This is a genomic window from Leucobacter faecis, from assembly GCF_054456695.2.
In genome coordinates this window covers 286,360-303,690 of record NZ_JBTJER020000001.1, presented here as the reverse complement: position 1 = coordinate 303,690, position 17,331 = coordinate 286,360, and the positions used below count along the sequence as shown (strand labels likewise).

Sequence of the window (17,331 nt, the reverse complement as noted above, 5' to 3'; positions counted from 1 at the left end):
CGCAAGTATGGCACACCGGGCAAATTTAGCCCGGCTCGCGTCGCAGGCGCCGCTTCTGCACGGCCCTAATTTCCACGAGCGCCCGTTCGAACACGTCTCGCGGCACAACGTGCGCCTCGCGACGTATGCCCAAATTATTGATGCGCAAGATGCGCTCGGGCGCCAGAAAGCTTTCTCTCCCCGATCGATCCCAAGCGCCAGATCCGAGCGACACGTATCCTCGATGTTCCTTGGTACTGAGGTAGCAGCCTGCGGTGTGTGCGCCATCGATGCGAGCAATGATGAGCACGGGCCGATCTTTGCCCTCACCGTTATTCTCGGCGTAGGGCACCCACGTCCACACCACCTCCCCCGGATCCGCCAGCCCATTCGGGGCCGGCGCATACCTCGGCTGCAATCCCTCGATCTCCGCCATCGTCAGGTCTCGGGTCGCCTGCGGGCCGTAACGCCCGGGTTCTGGCGCGAAGAGTTCGCGCTCGCCTTCGCCGCGTGTCGAGCGCGGCTTTCTCGCTCCGGATCGCCCCCGCCCACTGCGACGTCGCAGCGGGCGGGTGATCAACCACAGCAGCAGCATTGCGACGAGCACCCAGGCCCACACTGGCACCTCGGGCAGTGCCACCTCAAACATTCCCAGTAGCTCATCAATGCGCTCGAGCGCTTCAGAGTCCCCCATGAAGCCTTAGGGTAATGCATCTCGCGTCCACGAAACGGGGCGACAGACGCAAAGAGCCCCAACCGAAGCTGGGGCTCTCATCTGTGCGCGATACTGGGATCGAACCAGTAATATCACACAAATGCACTCCTCAAGTATCTGCAAAAATGGCATAAAAATGCGGAACATGGGGCACCACTCAGCAAACCGAGCCCGCCTGAGATAGCCTGAAAAGGCACTAACGACCCCACGCTGACCCCACGGAGGCATTATGTCCGGCAAATCACGCAAACGTCCTCGCGGATTTGGCGAAGTATCAAAGCTCCCGAGCGGGAACTACCGAGCCCGGTTTGTGGTGAACGGTGAACGGTTCTCTGCACCCCACACTTTCCCGACGGCGGCAGCCGCCGATGCGTGGCTTGCACGGACCCACGCGGATGTGGCGGGCGAGACATGGGAGCGCCCTGAGGTTGTGGCCGCTAAGCAGGCCGCCGAAGCAAGAGCTGAGGCCCGCAAACGGGTGCCCCTGTCTGAATACGCGGTGACGTGGATCGCGCACCGCACAAACAGCCGTGGCGAGCCCCTGGCACGTCGCACAGTGGACGAGTACGAGCGAATGCTGCGTGCGCCTGGCACGAAGCACACAGACGATCCAGGCGGCCCTCTCGGGCCTCTGGTGAACGAACCCCTAATTGGGATCACTGAGGAGGTCGTACGCGAGTGGCATGCCGAACTCATCGCAAGCGGCACGAAGACACAAGCCTCGCGCTCATACGACCTGTTGAAGTCCATCATGAAAACTGCCGTCAATGACGGCATCATCGACAGGAACCCGTGCCAGGTCACGGGCGGCTCCACGACCTCAACAGGTCAGGAAGTCATCCCGCCGACTGACGCTCAGCTCCAGCGCCTTCTTGAAGTGATCGATCAGCGCTACGCAGCGCTCGTTGCACTCGGTGCTGATGGCGGCCTGAACTGGGCCGAAGCGACCGAACTGCGCGCCCACGACGTGCAGGTCGAGCTCGACGAAGTGGGCACTGTCGATGCTGTGCGCATCCGCATTGAGCGCCAGGTGATCTACACAAAGAAAGACGGACATGACGTTGCCGGGGTGAAGGCTCTAGCGCGAAAACGCACCGTGTCAATCTTCGGCGGAGGCGCGGGCCTCATCGCCAAACAGGTCGCCGGAAAATCCGGAGACGACCTGCTGTTCACCAACACCGCCGGTACGACCTGGCTGTCCCAATCAGCGTTCTGGAGGCACTGGAACAAAGCGAGAATCGCGGCAGGCTGCCCACACACGACCTTCCACGCGCTGCGGCATTACGCCGGCACTCGCTACGCGCAGAGCGGTGCAACCCCCAAAGAGACGATGCAGCGGCTCGGACACGCTTCCATGAAGGCCGCAATGCGTTACCAGCACGCAGGCAACCGAGATGAAGAACTCGCGCGTCGAGTTGCGCGCTGATCCGTACTTCTTCACCGAGGACTCGGTTTGCATCTCGGCGATGACTCACCGCTTTTCCCCAATGTGCTTGCGATACCCGTCGAGCACCGCATGAGTTCAACTTTGTGGCTAGTCTGTGACTAAATCATCGATGGCCTTATTTGCTTTTGAAGAAGCAATCGCAAAGCAGATGAGAAGCCAAACGCACCCAATCAGCACTGGGACTAGAACCAAATCTCGCGGCGTGAAGAGAACTGCGACACCTGCGATCAGAAGTCCATAAGCAGCTAAAGAAAACCAGCGCGCACCAGCTTTATGGCCTACCTCCCAAGCTTCGTCTGAGGAAACGGTCTTCGTAGTACGGATACCTACCCAAAAATTCTTCTTCAGTGTTCCCGTCGAAGACTTGTACGCAATCCACAAAACCACCGGACAAGCGATTAGAAGCGGGATTGCAGAAATAACTGAAAGTAAAATATCCATTACATGAGCCTATCTAAGCGCTCTTTGGCTTACCGAATTCAGAAGATACTCTGATGAATAAGAAATCAAGCTCACCACTTCCCGAGCTGACGATCGCCGCCACGAGGCTGCTTCACCGAAGACTTAACTTGCATCTCGGAGATGACTCGCTGTTTTTCTTCGACGTGCTTGCGATACCCGTCGAGCACTGTGCTGCCGTCTGAGCGCTTGAGCCCGCTCATGTAGTGCTCGGCGTACGCCGGAGCCTCCGCGAGCCCTGTGTGCAGCTTGAGCGCGTCAATAAGGGTCTGTCGTGTGCGGTCAACGAAGAACTTTGCTTCGGCCTCGGCGGTAGCCGTGATTTTCGCAGCTTCGTCTTCGGCTTCGCGCCTACGACGCTCAGCATCGCGGCGCTGCTGCTCGCGCACCCGCTTGAGCTTCTCGACCTCCGCCTCAGAATTGCCGATCTCGGCGCGCAGCTCAGTGAGGTGTCGTTCCTGGGCGGCGATCTCGCGGCGTGTTGCTTCGGCAGCGACGGCAAGGTCGTCGGCTTCGTCTTCGCGCGCGCTCAGGGCCGTTTCCCGTCGGCTGAGGCCCGCTTCTCGCTTCTTGAGACCCGCTTCGCGGGCATCGAGCTCGGCGGCGGCGCTGTTGACGGCGGCGGTCACTTCGCGGGCGCTGCGCTTGGACTCTGCTTCCGCTGCTCGCAGTGCGTCTTCTGCGATGATCCTGTCGTTGTCGGCTTGGGCGGCTTCGAGCTTGCCCAGGTTGCTCCCTTCGCGTTCCCGGTCAATGTCGAGCTCGACGGGCCAGCCGTGAGCGGCCATGCGCGCACGCATCTGTCCTTGAGCGGACTGGAGCTTGTACTCGCCTGTCGTTGTCTTGCCGTCGAGCACGTTCAGTTTGTCGCGCTTCTTGCCGATACGTTCGCCGTCGAGCTTCGCGAGGTCGGCGGCGGTGATCTCGTCGTAGGGTTTCCCGGCAAGGCGGGCGAGGTCGGCGGCTTCATCGGCAGAAAACTCGAGCCCTGGCGGGTCACCGATTTGCCGGTAACGCTTACCGAGGCGCACGACTCCCGGCTCGTAGGTAACATCGCGATGACTGTGCCAGACACGCGAGGCTTCGGTGCGCAAGCATCCTGGCTTCCGTGCCTGATTCTTCGCGTTCGGGTCGTGCGCGTAGTTGTCGAAGATGAGCTGCATGTGGGGCCGAGATTCGCCGTACTGGTCGCTGCGGAGGTGCAGCGCGTCGCGGCTAGAGATGCGCCCAATCTCAACGAGCGTGTTGAGGGCGTCATCGAAATAGCGACGCGCCTCGTCAATATCGCGCGGGATCAAACGCGGCTTCGTCAGCGGCTCCCCGGTGACTCGGCTGATCACCTGCTCACCCTCGTCGTCGACGACGTACGAGACGTGATCCGGGTCTTCGACGCAGAGCGTTTCGGGGAGATGCACCACTAATTCGCTCAGCTCAACATCGTTGGGCCCTTGTTTTCGAAAGAGCCGTGCGTTTCGTGACCTGAGGTAATCTTCGCATTCGTCGAAGCTCTCAAGCGGCTTCATTCCGCCTGCGCCGTCGTTCACGAAATTCTCGTTCAGCTGATCCTGCGACAAGATGATATTCGGGGGGGCAGAGGGGGCATTCACGAACCCACGCTGACCCCACGCGGCGCGACTCCACGGCCCTAGAATCGAGTAGGTGGGTCGGGTCTCCCGACCCACCTCTCACACCACCGTGCATGCGGGCCCGCACACGGCGGTTCGCTAGGTCGTTCGGTAACGTCCCCAAGCCACATGAAAGAACACCACACCCTGCGCCCGCCAATACTCATTCGGCAACGCACGCGTCAACACCGGTGACCCAGCAACCCGCCAATACGCGCGGCTCCCGTTCCCCCACTGATACGCCTGATGCGCTGGGATCCCCAAGCGGGAGAGCATCCGCACCCGCGTACGCGGCAACTTCCACTCTTTCCATCTAATCTGTCGAAGCCTACGACGAAACCACTCATCAACATCGCTGAACCGGCGCGGGGTGTCCGCATACCTGAAATAGGCCATCCACCCCCGCACATACCGATTCAACACACTAATGCGATAGTCCATCGCAATACTCCGCCTGCGCGAGGTCAACTCACGGACACGCATCTTCATGCGCTGCCACGCCTTCGGCGCAACCCGGAGCCTCACCCCGCCCTTCGCGAAGTAGAACCCATACCCGAGCAAAGTCGCCCGCGACGCTGGTTCAATCTTCGACTTCGTCTGGTTCACCCGTAACCGCAGACCCCCTTCAAGCACTCGAGTAGCCTGAACAAGCACCCGCTGTGCTGCCCGCTTCGATCTCACAAACACCCGAATATCGTCGGCATACCGCACAAACCGGACGCCACGTCTCCAGAACTCTTGATCGTAATCATCCAAGAAAATGTTCGACAGTAACGGCGATAACGGAGACCCCTGCGGAGTCCCTTCACGCACTTCCCGTCGCACACCCCCGTCCATGATCCCGGCCTCAAGATATGCCCGTATCAACCGAAGCAGACGGCGATCTTCCACTTTCCGCGCCACCCGAGCCATGAGCATGTCATGATTCACCCGGTCAAAGAACGCATCCAAATCAACCTCGACCACCCACCTATTAGCCCTCACGGACAGCCCACTGAGCTGCCTTGATGGCCTGATGGGCGCTCTTACCCGGCCTGAACCCGTAACTCACCGGCACAAACCCCGGATCAAACACCGGCGTCAATACCTGCGCGATGGCCTGCTGAATCATCCGATCCAGCACAGACGGCACCCCCAACAACCGCTCCCCACCATCGGGCTTAGGAATAGCCACCCGACGAACCGGCAACGGCCTATAGGCGCCAGATTCGAGCTGCTCCCTGACGCTTGCCCAGTGCACCATCAGCCACGAACGAAGCTCGCCCGCCTGCATCCCGTCCACTCCGGCAGCACCACGGTTCCGCTCGACCCGTTCCAACGCGGCAGCGAAATTCTCCGCAGAAAACAATTTCTCCCACAGGCTCATCTGCTGCCCCTGACTATCTGTCCAGTAGCCGCCGAAGTATCGCTCCACCCAGCACGCGCAAGGACTACCTGTCCAGGATCTACGCACTGCCCCGCGTCACACGGGCGATCGGTGTTCCACACGACCCTCACGAGAACTACTTTCCTTACCAGTCAATTCCTAGCGTTCAGCCCTTCCCGACCATGTTGCTTTCCCGTCGGTACTATGGCGTCTGCTGACTCCTGCCCCATCAGTCCCACCCTTAAAGCAGAACCGCTGCACCCAAAACGGATGCCGCACTGGGGCAGGCCTCCCCGGATAAGAACATTCACTTTCCCCTGACCGCCGCCGCATTTACACACAAGCCGTTCAATGGTGGAACGGGCTTCGACATCTGTTGCTGCCTTACCCCGACCTGCATGCCTGATGCGATTCGTGTTCCTCGGTGCCAGGATTTGCCGCCAGCTTCCTTCCCACCCCACCTCACGATGACGCAGTTGCTCTTGGCTAGGAGTTACACCACCTTCTCCTCCAGAGGACTTCCACCTCCAAGCGAATGCCCATGCCGGGCGTACAACAAGAAAACCCCCGGTCAGACCGGGGGTTTTGTCGTGCGCGATACTGGGATCGAACCAGTGACCCCTTCCGTGTCAGGGAAGTGCGCTACCGCTGCGCCAATCGCGCCTATACAGGCTATTCAGTTGTAGAGAGGTGGCGACGGGATTCGAACCCGTGTATACGGCTTTGCAGGCCGCTGCCTCGCCTCTCGGCCACGCCACCTAAGTGGTTGCCCACGAAGTGTACATGATTTCTCACACACACCAGAGCGGATGACGAGATTCGAACTCGCGACCCCAACCTTGGCAAGGTTGTGCGCTACCAGCTGCGCCACATCCGCACGTCAGACCCGCTTACGTTTCCGTGTTGCGGCGACGTAGATAACTATAGGACGGTCTCGGCCACTCGCGCAAATCACACCCGAAGCCCCGGGCGCGCCGCCCATATTCATGCGGATTCTTACCCCGCACCCCTCGACCCGGCCACCTGCGAAACGATACGGTAGAGGCATGAGTGGCCGGCCGGCCGCACGGGTGCGGCGCGTTATTGCGACTCTTTTAGCGTGCGCAATCATCGCCGCCACCGTGTACGCCGTATTAAACCGGCAGATACTGCAGGACGAGTTCGCGGCCGCCACCTACGACGCCCCCAGCTCGGTGATTGCACTCGAGGAGTCCCTGAACCTCACCGAGGCCGGCACGCGCGTGTTTCTCGCAAGCCATCCGACACTCGACGGAAGCCAGCACTTCAACACCCAGTGCTCACAGCTTCAAGAAGACGCCCTCGGCCACGTTCTCGGCTGCTACATCGACGACCGCATCCATCTGTTCAACGTCACCGACCCCCGCGTTTCTGAAATCGTTCAGGTCACGGCAGCTCATGAGCTCCTGCACGCGGCCTACGCGCGCATGCGGCCCGGGGATCGCGCGATGCTGGCCGAGAAGCTTCGTCAGCTTTATGAGGAGCGCTCCCAAGAGGATCCGGATCTCAAACAGCGCATGGCGATGTACGAGGCACTCTCTGACGCCGGGTTCGCGGGTGAACTTCATTCGGTCTTCGGCAGCGAGCAGGCGGAGCTGCCCGACTGGCTCGAGGAGCATTATGCCCAGTGGTTCACGGACCGCGCGGGTATTGTCGCGGGATACGAGTCGTACCGCAGTGTGTTTCAAGACCTCAAGCACGAGGCAGGCACCCTGCGCGACCAGATGAAGGAGCTGCGCACCAACGTCGAAGAACGCAAGGTGTCTTACGACAAGGAGCTGGCGTCATACGATGCAGACGTGGCTGCATTCAACCGATCAGGCAAGAAGGGCAGCTCCTCTCGCGACACCGCGGCGCGGCAGCGGGAGCGCGCCGCCCTAGAAGCACGCCGAGTCGCCCTGAAGCGCACCCTTGATGAATTGCAACGCGACATTGACCACTACAACGAGATGCGCAGCCAGCTTGAAACGCTGGGCCAGCTCAGCACTGAACTCGAACAGCAGCTCGACAGCGCCCTCGCACCGGTAACGACACGCCCGACCAGATAGCACACAAGCCGCATGATCCCGCGGAATCAGCGTCGAGAGGCCAACCACCTTCACCAATCCGTGTACTATCGATCCTGTTGCTTCCACAAGGAATCAGCACAAACTTGGGCGTTTAGCGCAGCGGTAGCGCGCTTCCTTCACACGGAAGAGGTCACTGGTTCGATCCCAGTATCGCCCACCAAACAAGAGCCCCAACCACGGTTGGGGCTCTTCGCGTTTCACCAGTGACCCGCAAGAATTGCCAACGCTCCGCGTCGGCCCCCAAATTCTCGCGCTGGTTCGATCCCAGTATCGCCCACCACGCAAGAGCCCCAACCACGGTTGGGGCTCTTCACGTTTCACCAGTGACCCGCAAGAATTGCCAATGCTCCGCGTCGGCCCCCAAATTCTCGCGCTGGTTCGATCCCAGTATCGCCCACTGCAGTCCCGTTACAGCAAGGAACACCACCACGTCTGCCAGGCGCTCCGACCGTTCCTGCACCCTTTCGACGGTCATCGCAAGCTCAGACTCCGAGAATGGGGGCATCTCGGCAGGACGATCAACCACGGACGGCAAACGTGCGCCACGAACCGGATCATCTACCTCCGCCCGTCAGCGACGCACGCCGCAAAGAACGATGACAACGAGTGTCAGCGGCCATGAAGAACTGCCCGTATACGGCCACGACTGAGCCCGTATCTGGCCAATAGCGAGTGACCGCCTGTGGGCAGTACTTCACCGCTGCTCGGCTGGCCGCTGGTCACCTCGCACACGAGCTGGACGGTGCCGGGGAGTCGCGAGGGCCGTCCGGCTCCGGGCCAGACTTCTCCGTCGGCTGAAGAGCCACGCACAGGCTGCCAACCCTTGCCACGGCTGGGAAGAGCGGCGTGTGGAGGCTCTCCAGCGCAGACAACGTGCGCGACGGTCTCGCCGTATCCGTGTAAGTTCGGCTCGCCCTTCAAACGGCGTTGCCGACGCCGATTCTTGGGCCTCATCGGTAGGGGATTCGGGCGTTTTGCCTGGCCGCCTGTGGGCCGTCCTGATGGCCATGTGAGGCAAACAAGCCGTATTTCTATTGGCCGCCCGTGGGCATTTTCTCATGGCCGCCGACAAACGAGTTGCGGTAACGTTTGGTGGACGCATACTCAAAGTGCTTGCCAGGAGGGTTCCCATGAACTTCGTGCAGGTGGCGCCAAGGCTGCTTCTCGGCGCAGCCCCCACGAACTTAGATGGCCGATCCCAACAGCAGCAAGCCGAGGCGATCGCACGTCGTCAGGTCGGTCTGGTTGTGGACTGTCGGGCAGGTGCCGATGACGCAAAGTTGTGGAGCGGACTACGAGTTGACTACCTGAGCATCGGAGTGGAGGATTCCGGCGAACCATTACCTCGCTGGTTCTTCACGAACGGTGTCGAGGCGGTGCTTGAACATTGGGCTTCCGACACCACAAGCGTGTTCGCACACTGCGAGTTCGGGCATGCGCGAAGCCCCGCGCTCGCGCTCGCAATATTGCTCGCCGAGGGGATTCCTGAAGCGCAGGCAGTGCAGACAATTCTCTCCAAGCGACAAGATGCCACCCGCCGCTATTTCCCGAGCGCACTCCGCTGGTTCCGATGGTTCAGTGAGGAACCGGAAACAAGTCGCAAATAGGCTGGCTCACCCTCAGGGTTTCGGCACCACCGATCGGTTGATCGCGAATTCGCTGACCTGGAGCTTGTGCTCTCCGCTGCTCGCATGCGGGCGCTCGAAGTAGCTCGACGAGACGACGCTCCAAGAAGTCGGCGCGATTGTGTGGTCGAGGGAGTATTGACCGATAGAAGTATCAAGCCTCAATCCGTCTTCACCACGCGGCGTAACAAGCGCAAGGTCGTGCTGCCCGAGCTCGGTCTTAATCTTCTGGTAAGCGATCGGTTCTTGATACTTACCTCGGTACAACCTCCGCACCTCTGAGCCTTTCCACGACTCGTCGGGGCCACCGCGAATCATTGCATGATTGAAATCTCCCGCACCCAGAATAAAGTCAGCGCCAACAGTGCGCGATGAGGCAACGGCTTCGTTCATCAGACCGAAGAGGCCGTCAGCCCTCTTTGCGTAGTCCTCAGCACCGCCGTCTCTGACCAGCGGACGCAACGCGAAGACAATGCCAGCACCCACTCCGTCCAGAGCGGCTTCTAAGACCAAATTGTCGATGAGTCCATGGAGATTCTCCGGTACGGTTACAGGCTCGGCAAAGCTGAAGTGCTGACTGAGTGCGATCACCGCGCCATGACGTTGGGAGGTGCTGCCCGGGCGATGAAAATGAACTTTGAACCCGCACCGACTAAGCTCCTGCTGAAGCGAATCTCTACCTTCGTCTAGCAGCAGTTTTGGAACCTCGGTGAGGACCACAACGCAAGGGTGCGCTCCATCCCCCGAAGCAAGAGGGCTTCGAATCATCTCATAGAATGCCTCGCGCCGAGGCGGCTTGAAGTTGTAGGCATCAAGGTTCCAATTGAGAACACGAAGCAACACCATCTCTCGGCCCCTTTCGTTGGGCTCAAAGTTCAAATAAACATGGAGTCGCGGTCAGAGTATCTCGGAGCGTCGGAGTCCACAATTAGCCTTCCAGCTCTCGTTCCCGTTGCAGTCGTTCCCGCTGCTGCCGCAGCATCTATTCGCGATACTGCCATATACTCGTGTATCAGTCGGCTCGCGTAGAGATCAGCGCCGCTCATATCCTCCGGCTGGTCGTGATTCGCCTCAGTATCCTTTTCTCGCATGGCATCGGCGTAGGCCCGTCGAGCCTCCTAAGCCCGGTGCGCGTTGTTCCGGTTGCTGACCAACGCTTGGACTGCAATAGCCCCCTCTTGCTGCCGACCAGATCGGAATGGATCGGATGCTGACACTCGGCGCCCCGTCTGACCGGTCACACTCTGCCGAGCAACGGTACTCGTAGGCTGCGTACATCAGCAGCCGATCCGCCGATCCGCCGCTCGTGATACCTGTCCCGTAGCTTGGTTCACATCTTTCACTGCATAGAAAGTGGGCTTCACGAGATCTCTCGCCGTTCGCGCAGCATCGTCCCGCACTTCTGCGCCTCCGTCGGTGTCGAAGATTCTGCTAAGGCAGTTGCCGTCCACTCGCGCCTATGGTTGCGGCCCGCGCCTATGGTTGCGTCGCCAAACAACCGCGGTTTTCGCAGCCCCAGGACGAAACCATAGGCGCGGGTGGACACGGCGCTTTGTCACACGCAGCGTCAGACACACCCGAGCGTCACGTGCACTGCACACTTCTCGTGGCGCCAAATTCTAGGCGCCGCAAGGGATCGCGGCGCCCCGCAGCGAGAACATGGACCGCGTCTGGCAATTTCATCACCCGCGGGCACCATATACTTAATCAGGTCGCCGGGGTTGTAAGAAACACCGGATGATCAGTGCGGATGTGGCGCAGCTGGTAGCGCACAACCTTGCCAAGGTTGGGGTCGCGAGTTCGAATCTCGTCATCCGCTCAGAGTACAAATAGTCGCGGTCTCCTCGGAGTCCGCGACTATTTGCGTCTGTGGCCGATCTGTCTCAATTGCGCACTTCTACTCGTTGCCGACCTGTTTGTCGATGGCGTCTCGCGCGTTCTCCACCTGATCGGCGAACTTTCCGCCGGTCACGCGGTTCGCAAGCCCCGCGGCTCCGTCTAGCAGCTTGTCACTCACACCCTCTGCCTGCTCACTCTTCAAGGCATCAGCAACTTTGCCTGAGTTCTGCTTGGCAAATTCGCCGGCCTGCTTGGCGAGATCTTCGAGTCCCATGATGTTCCTCTTCTTCGTTGAACCGTGACACGCTGGTGCGCTACACGCACCAGTCACACCCCAGTATGCCGCGCGCACGCCTTTCGCGCGAGCATTTTGTCGCAAACAGCACAGTGCCCGGCACCTCCTCAACGGAGCGTGTGCCGGGCACTGAACATGTGAGACGCCGCGGTGCGGGCGCTACGCGCGAACTATTCGATCTCGCTCGAGGTGAGCGCATTCAGCCGCGACATGCAGCGCTGATACTTCTTGCGATAACCACCGTCAATCATGCCACCACCAAAGATCGAGGTCAGCGAGATACCGGTCGCGCGAATGGGAATCTGTGCGTCGTATACGCGGTCAATAAACGCGACGAATCGCAGCGCTGCCGACTGGTCCGTGAGCTCGTGTACGTCGCGCAGGCCGATGCACTGCACCCCGCCGAGCAGCCCCGAGTAGCTCGACGGGTGCACCGTCGCCAGGTGTGCAATCAACTCCGAGAAGTCGTCATCGCTCATACGCTCCCCCGACGCCGAAACGTCAGCGAGCGAGAATCGATATTCATCTTCGCTCAGCGCGACCGCGTCCCCGGTAATATCGCGCTGGCGGTAATCGGTGCCGTCGATCCGGATCGTCTCGAACCGGTCAGACATTGCCTGGATTTCGCGCAGAAAATCGGCGGCCGCAAAACGGCCCTCGCCGAGGGCGTTGGGGGGCGTGTTCGAAGTGGCGACGATGCGCGTACCGGTCGCCGTGAGCTCACCGATGAGTCGCGTCATGAGCATCGTGTCGCCCGGGTCGTCGAGTTCAAATTCGTCGATGCAGATGAGCCTGGCCCCCTGCAGCACGTTTACGGCGCCCGCATACCCGAGCGCACCGACAAGCGCTGTGTACTCAATGAACGTGCCAAAGTATTTGCGGCCGCTGGTCGCATGCCACGTGGCCGCGAGCAGGTGGGTCTTGCCGACGCCAAACCCGCCGTCGAGGTAGATGCCGGGCTTGCTGGTGCCCACCGGCTTCGACTCGGCCTGCTTCTTGCGCCCGAAACCGAAGAATCCGCCGCGCCCCACCGGCGCGGGAGGCTCCGCGAAGGCGCGCAGCAGGTCGCGGGCCTCGGCCTGCGACGGGTAGGTGTCGTCTGGGCGATACGAGTCAAAGGACGCGTGCGTAAACTGGGGCGGGGGCACGAGCGTCGCCACTAGCTCCGGGCCCGAGATGGTCGGGCGCCGGTCGACGAGGCGTGCGGACGTGAGCTGCTGTTCGGACATCAGATACAGTCTACGCGGTCGGCGCCATGCGCTCCGAATTCACCAAGCCGCACGGCGCTACCCGCGGGTTACAGCCGCGCCGCTGCGGGTCGGTGTGACCCACTCATCCACGCCAAGCGGGTCGCGGCAACGCTCGGGCGAACCGCAGGGTCGCGTGCTCCCACCCCTCGGGGTCCTCGTTCCAGAGCTTCACATGCTCGGCCTGCTCCACCAGGCGCAACTGCACGAGGTTCGGGCTCAGAGCGGCGAGAGCTGCCGCGCCACTCGCCGGCACGAAGGTATCGCCGCGGCTGGCGTGAATCAACGTGGGCACCTGCAGCTCACGTGCAAACGTCGCGGGGGTACACCCCGAGAAGTCGACCCCCTCGGGGGCATCACTTGCGACATACCCACGCTGCAGAAGTGCAATCCCGAGGCCCGCCAGCGCCCCGGGCGCCCGCCGCATACGCGCCTGGTGCCTCAGCAGCGCCGCCCAGTCCACCGCGGGTGAGTCGAGGATCAGTCCGTCAATGACACCGCGGTGCGCGCCGCGCGCCGCGGCCACGAGGCACGCGGTGCCGCCCATCGACCAGCCCACGAGGGTGACGCGCGTCGCCCCCTGCTGTAGGGCGTACTCGATCGCCGCATCGACATCTGCTGCCTCGGTGACGCCAAAGCCGTACCGACCGCGCTCCCCCGCCGGTGCGCCGGGATCATTTCGGTAGCTCATCACGAGACTCGTCACGCCCGCACGCGCCATCGGTGCTACTCCGCGCAGTGTCTCCGCGGGCAGCGCACCACGGCCGTGCACGTGGATCGCCCAGCGCCCACCGCGTCCGGGCCAGGGCTTGTGAGTGGAACGCAGCACCCATGCTGGCGCCGGCCCACCCCGAAGTGGCAGCTCAACCGATTCGGCTTCACGCACATCGTCGCACTCACGAGCAAACACGCTCGCAGACGGGTACCACCAACCCGTGATCCGGCCCCGCAGCCCCTCGCGCAGCTCTCCCTCGTCGATCTCGAGCACCTCGCGCCCGACGAGCCCGCCCGAACGCCCAATGACCTCACCGAGCCGGGCGTGACCGCCCACCCAGATGAAGCTGTACACGCCAGACAGCGCGACGTCGGGGCCGCGCAGCCACGCTATCTTGCGCCCGGGTTCGCGTGCGAGTCGCACCAGCTCGACCGGGGCCGCAGGCGCTTTCGCGGGCGTGGCGGCGGCACGCGCCAGCGCGGCACTACCCGCCACAACCGCGCCCGTCACCGCCGCCGCCGCCGCGAACACCCCGACCCCCACGCCCACCGCCACCGCCCAACCATTGACACGACGGTCACGATCAGCACTGCCGCCGCCGTCACTACTCCCACCGCTACCAGCACCACCGCCGCGAAATAGAGCTGTTGCTGGATTCGACGCCTGTTGCTCGCGCACTGCCTGACTCCCTTGGCTTGTGATCGGCCTGTTACCGCACGTGAACGAACGCACTGGCCTCGGCTTCATCCTTTCACGGCGTGGCGACGCCGTGTTCTTCACAGCAAACTCTAGTGTTCCCAGTGTGATGGCGAAGAACGCGGGTGAGCCCGCCGCATTTGCGGCCGCTGCGACGCAGGTACGCGACGTGCAGCTGCGCCGTGAGCTGGCCACACGCGAAATCAAACCTCCCGAGCGCATTGCCCCGCACTCGATCGCAGTCGCCGCCTCGATCGCTCGCAGCGCGCGCCAGGCGATCGCCGCCCACGCCCTCGACCCGACGTTCGGCTCTGGCCGGTTCTTGTTGCTGTACGACCCCTCGGCCGCCGAAGAGTGGGGTGGCGAGTTTCGTGTGGTGTGTTTCGCCCAGGCACCGCTCGAGCAAGAGATCGGTGTCGACCCGTTTATCTCAGATGTGGCCTGGTCGTGGCTCGCCGACGCACTCGAACGCCACGGAGCAGAGTATCGTTATCTCTCGGGGACGGCGACCAAGACCCTCTCGAGCGGCTTTGGCACGCTCGCGCCACAGGGCGACGCCGCACAGATCGAACTGCGCGCCTCATGGACACCGCAAGGCACTGACTTCGCGGCGCACGTGATCGCGTGGTCAGAACTGCTGTGCACGCTCGGCGGGCTCCCCCATCACGAAGGTATCGAATCGATTGCCGCGCACCGCGCGCGGACCCGGGGGAATTAACAAAACGAATGGTTGCGCAATCCGAACTCCAGATGAGCTGGGAGTTCATCTCTGACGATGCGGGAGTCGCATCGGCCGCAGCGGCTCTCGCCGCAGGTGAGGGCCCGGTGGGCGTAGATGCCGAACGAGCCTCTGGCTACCGGTACGGCAGCGAGGCCTATCTTGTGCAGATGCACCGCCGTGGCGCCGGCACGTTTCTGTTTGACCCCGTGAGCATCGAGAGTTTTGCGCCGCTGGCGAGCGCAATCGCCGACACCGAGTGGATCTTTCACGCCGCTACCCAAGACATTCCCTGCCTTGACGAGATCGGGCTGCATCCGCCCCAATTGTTCGACACCGAGCTCGCCGCGCGGCTACTCGGCTACGACCGTGTGGGCCTCGGCGCAATCGTCGAAAAACTGCTCGACATCGACCTCGAGAAGGCGTACTCCGCCGCCGACTGGTCGGTGCGACCGCTGCCCGAGGCCTGGCTCGAATACGCTGCGCTCGACGTGGTGCTGCTGCCCGACCTGCGTGATCTGGTCAGGCAGGAGCTCGAGGCGCAGGGCAAGCTGGAATATGCCACGCAGGAGTTCACCGCGGTGCTCAACCAGCAACCAAAGCCTGCGCCCGCTGAACCCTGGCGCAAACTCTCGGGCACCCAGGCGCTGCGCACTCCCCGGTCGCTGGCCCTCGCCCGCGAGCTGTGGCTCACGCGCGATGCGCTCGCCCGCGAGCGCGACGTCGCGCCCGGTCGTTTGATTCCGGATCGCTCGATCATCGCGGCCGCCGCCGCGAATCCGCGCTCCCCCGATGATCTCAGCAGGCTCGCCACCTTTAAAGGTCGGGAGAGCCGCACCGAGCTGATGCGCTGGTGGCGGGCGATTCTGAAGGCGAAAACGACGCCGGATCTACCGGGACCGAAGCCGCGCGATCCGGGCGCCATTCCCCACCACCGCGGCTGGGCCGAGCGCCACCCCGAGGCCGCCGCGCGGCTTGCCGTTGCGCGCGCCGCCGTCGAGGCAGAGGCCGAACAGCAGCAGATGCCTACAGAGAACCTGTTGAAGCCGAGTGTGCTGCGGGCTCTCGCGTGGGATCCCCCGCGCGCCGGCGCCATCGAGGACGTTGAACGGCGTCTCAGGGAGCTTGGGGCACGCGAGTGGCAGATTGGCATTACGGCACCAATTCTTGCGGCGTCTTTTGTAGCTTCCCTATAAGTCGAGTACCGGCTAGACCGCGACATTCCGCGATTCTTCCATGCATGCTTCCCAGCGTGAGACTTAGTCTCATATGATGGTCTCACGCAGATCACATACCTGATGGAGGCGAAGTGGCCGCAATGAGAGATGTTGTATTCGTGGACGGGGTACGCACCCCGTTCGGACGCGCGGGCGAGAAAGGCATGTACGCGTCTACGCGCGCAGATGACCTCGCGGTCAAAGCGTTGCAGGGATTGCTCGAGCGCAACCCCGCCCTTGATCCGGCACGGATTGATGACGTGGGCATTGCAGCAACCACCCAGCAGGGCGACCAGGGGTTGACACTCGGTCGCACAGTGTCGATGCTTGCGGGGATTCCCGTCACCGTGCCGGGCTTCGCGCTCGATCGCATGTGCGCTGGTGCGTTGACCGTCGCATCATTCATGGGAGCCGCAATTGGTGCCGGGCAGTACGATATCGCCATCGCCGGCGGTGTCGAACATATGGGCCATCACCCGATTGGACTGAACGCCGACCCCAACCCACGGTTCGTCGCAGAAAAGCTGGTCAGCCCCGACGCTCTCAACATGGGAGTGACAGCAGAACGCCTGCACGACCGGTTCCCACAGCTGACGAAGGAACGCGCCGACACCTTCGGCATGCTGAGCCAGCAGAAGGTGCAAGCCGCGTATGACCGCGGTGATATTCAGGCAGACCTCGTGCCCGTTGCACTGCGATCGGCCGCAGGCTGGGGCCTGGCCACCGAGGACGAGGGCCGCAGGCCCCACACGACTCTGGAAGGGCTCGCAACCCTGAAGACCCCGTTTAGGCCACACGGTCGGGTCACCGCCGGTAACGCGTCGCCCCTCACCGATGGTGCGACCGTGTCGCTCCTCGCGGGGGCTGACACGGCGAAGGAACTCGGTCTTACGGCCAAGATGCGTCTCGTGGGATTCGCTTTTGCTGGTGTGCAGCCCGAGGTGATGGGGCTCGGCCCCGTGCCCTCCACCGAAAAGGCGCTGAAGCGTGCAGGGCTCACCATCGACGACATCGGACTCTTCGAGCTCAACGAAGCTTTTGCAGTACAGGTGCTCTCGTTCACCGACCATTTTGGTATCGCAGACGACGACCCACGGGTGAACCCCTGGGGAGGCGCCATTGCGATCGGTCACCCGCTCGCAGCAACCGGCGTGCGCCTCATGATCCAACTCGCGCGCCAGTTCGCCGAGCGGCCTGACGTGCGCTACGGCGTAACCGCCATGTGTGTGGGACTCGGACAGGGCGGCACTGCAATTTGGGAAAACCCGTACTTCGACGGCAAGAAGAGGAAGTAAGGCGAC

At 62.3% G+C, this 17,331-nt stretch carries 15 protein-coding genes, 5 tRNA genes and 1 pseudogene; 9 read left to right on the top strand and 12 right to left on the bottom strand.

The genetic code is table 11. The annotated features are described in order from the left end of the window. Positions 1-25 precede the first annotated feature (25 nt). A complete protein-coding gene (locus ACXR2W_RS01400; protein ID WP_458812471.1) occupies positions 26-673 on the bottom strand; it encodes a hypothetical protein in 648 nt (215 codons plus the stop codon). Positions 674-923: 250 nt separating this feature from the next. Here ACXR2W_RS01400 and ACXR2W_RS01395 point away from each other — a divergent pair. Next, positions 924-1,085: pseudogene (locus ACXR2W_RS01395) on the top strand (site-specific integrase); the annotation flags it as partial. A gap of 6 nt (positions 1,086-1,091) precedes the next feature. Beyond that, positions 1,092-2,120, top strand: a complete 1,029-nt coding sequence (locus tag ACXR2W_RS01390; protein WP_458812469.1) for a tyrosine-type recombinase/integrase — start codon at positions 1,092-1,094, stop codon at positions 2,118-2,120. 108 nt (positions 2,121-2,228) lie between these two features. On the opposite strand, the gene ACXR2W_RS01385 is transcribed toward ACXR2W_RS01390, so the two are convergent. From ACXR2W_RS01385 to ACXR2W_RS01355, 7 genes are all read right to left on the bottom strand, one after another. Beyond that, positions 2,229-2,582 (bottom strand): SdpI family protein, encoded by a 354-nt coding sequence (locus ACXR2W_RS01385; protein WP_458812466.1) that lies wholly within the window; start codon positions 2,580-2,582, stop codon positions 2,229-2,231. A gap of 71 nt (positions 2,583-2,653) precedes the next feature. After that, positions 2,654-4,144 (bottom strand): hypothetical protein, encoded by a 1,491-nt coding sequence (locus tag ACXR2W_RS01380; protein ID WP_458812463.1) that lies wholly within the window; start codon positions 4,142-4,144, stop codon positions 2,654-2,656. 180 nt (positions 4,145-4,324) lie between these two features. Next, positions 4,325-5,155 (bottom strand): group II intron maturase-specific domain-containing protein, encoded by an 831-nt coding sequence (locus ACXR2W_RS01375; RefSeq protein WP_458812634.1) that lies wholly within the window; start codon positions 5,153-5,155, stop codon positions 4,325-4,327. Positions 5,156-5,198: 43 nt separating this feature from the next. Further along, the gene (locus ACXR2W_RS01370; protein WP_458812460.1) at positions 5,199-5,591 is read right to left on the bottom strand and encodes a reverse transcriptase domain-containing protein; all 393 of its coding nucleotides are present in this window, start codon (positions 5,589-5,591) and stop codon (positions 5,199-5,201) included. Positions 5,592-6,182: 591 nt separating this feature from the next. Next, positions 6,183-6,254 (bottom strand) — tRNA-Val (locus ACXR2W_RS01365). 25 nt (positions 6,255-6,279) lie between these two features. Continuing rightward, positions 6,280-6,350, bottom strand: a tRNA-Cys gene (locus ACXR2W_RS01360). 45 nt (positions 6,351-6,395) lie between these two features. Further along, a tRNA-Gly gene (locus ACXR2W_RS01355) sits at positions 6,396-6,468 on the bottom strand. Between the two features lie 169 nt (positions 6,469-6,637). Between ACXR2W_RS01355 and ACXR2W_RS01350 the strand changes: the two genes are divergently transcribed. From ACXR2W_RS01350 to ACXR2W_RS01340, 3 genes are all read left to right on the top strand, one after another. Continuing rightward, a complete protein-coding gene (locus tag ACXR2W_RS01350) occupies positions 6,638-7,657 on the top strand; it encodes a hypothetical protein (RefSeq protein ID WP_458812457.1) in 1,020 nt (339 codons plus the stop codon). Between the two features lie 106 nt (positions 7,658-7,763). Then, a tRNA-Val gene (locus tag ACXR2W_RS01345) sits at positions 7,764-7,838 on the top strand. Positions 7,839-8,808: 970 nt separating this feature from the next. Beyond that, the gene (locus ACXR2W_RS01340; protein WP_458812454.1) at positions 8,809-9,285 is read left to right on the top strand and encodes a hypothetical protein; all 477 of its coding nucleotides are present in this window, start codon (positions 8,809-8,811) and stop codon (positions 9,283-9,285) included. Between the two features lie 12 nt (positions 9,286-9,297). On the opposite strand, the gene ACXR2W_RS01335 is transcribed toward ACXR2W_RS01340, so the two are convergent. Continuing rightward, positions 9,298-10,149, bottom strand: a complete 852-nt coding sequence (locus tag ACXR2W_RS01335; protein WP_458812451.1) for a hypothetical protein — start codon at positions 10,147-10,149, stop codon at positions 9,298-9,300. Positions 10,150-11,049: 900 nt separating this feature from the next. On the opposite strand from ACXR2W_RS01335, the gene ACXR2W_RS01330 reads away from it, so the two are divergent. Continuing rightward, positions 11,050-11,122: transfer RNA gene (locus ACXR2W_RS01330), tRNA-Gly, on the top strand. A gap of 78 nt (positions 11,123-11,200) precedes the next feature. Here the strand turns inward: ACXR2W_RS01330 and ACXR2W_RS01325 are convergent. The 3 genes from ACXR2W_RS01325 to ACXR2W_RS01315 form a co-directional block, all read right to left on the bottom strand. After that, positions 11,201-11,416, bottom strand: coding sequence for an Rv0909 family putative TA system antitoxin (locus ACXR2W_RS01325; RefSeq protein ID WP_458812448.1), 216 nt, complete (start codon positions 11,414-11,416; stop codon positions 11,201-11,203). 191 nt (positions 11,417-11,607) lie between these two features. Then, positions 11,608-12,666, bottom strand: coding sequence for a cell division protein ZapE (zapE, locus tag ACXR2W_RS01320; protein WP_458812445.1), 1,059 nt, complete (start codon positions 12,664-12,666; stop codon positions 11,608-11,610). A gap of 103 nt (positions 12,667-12,769) precedes the next feature. Further along, a complete protein-coding gene (locus ACXR2W_RS01315; protein WP_458812442.1) occupies positions 12,770-14,077 on the bottom strand; it encodes an alpha/beta hydrolase family protein in 1,308 nt (435 codons plus the stop codon). 127 nt (positions 14,078-14,204) lie between these two features. Here ACXR2W_RS01315 and ACXR2W_RS01310 point away from each other — a divergent pair, with 127 nt between their 5' ends. From ACXR2W_RS01310 to ACXR2W_RS01300, 3 genes are all read left to right on the top strand, one after another. Then, positions 14,205-14,813: a DUF3000 domain-containing protein gene (locus ACXR2W_RS01310; RefSeq protein WP_458812631.1), complete on the top strand. Its 609-nt coding sequence runs from the start codon at positions 14,205-14,207 to the stop codon at positions 14,811-14,813. 8 nt (positions 14,814-14,821) lie between these two features. Then, positions 14,822-16,009 (top strand): HRDC domain-containing protein, encoded by a 1,188-nt coding sequence (locus tag ACXR2W_RS01305; RefSeq protein ID WP_458812439.1) that lies wholly within the window; start codon positions 14,822-14,824, stop codon positions 16,007-16,009. A gap of 113 nt (positions 16,010-16,122) precedes the next feature. Further along, on the top strand, positions 16,123-17,325 hold the full coding sequence (locus ACXR2W_RS01300; RefSeq protein ID WP_458812436.1) for a thiolase family protein: 1,203 nt from the start codon (positions 16,123-16,125) through the stop codon (positions 17,323-17,325). Positions 17,326-17,331 lie beyond the last annotated feature (6 nt).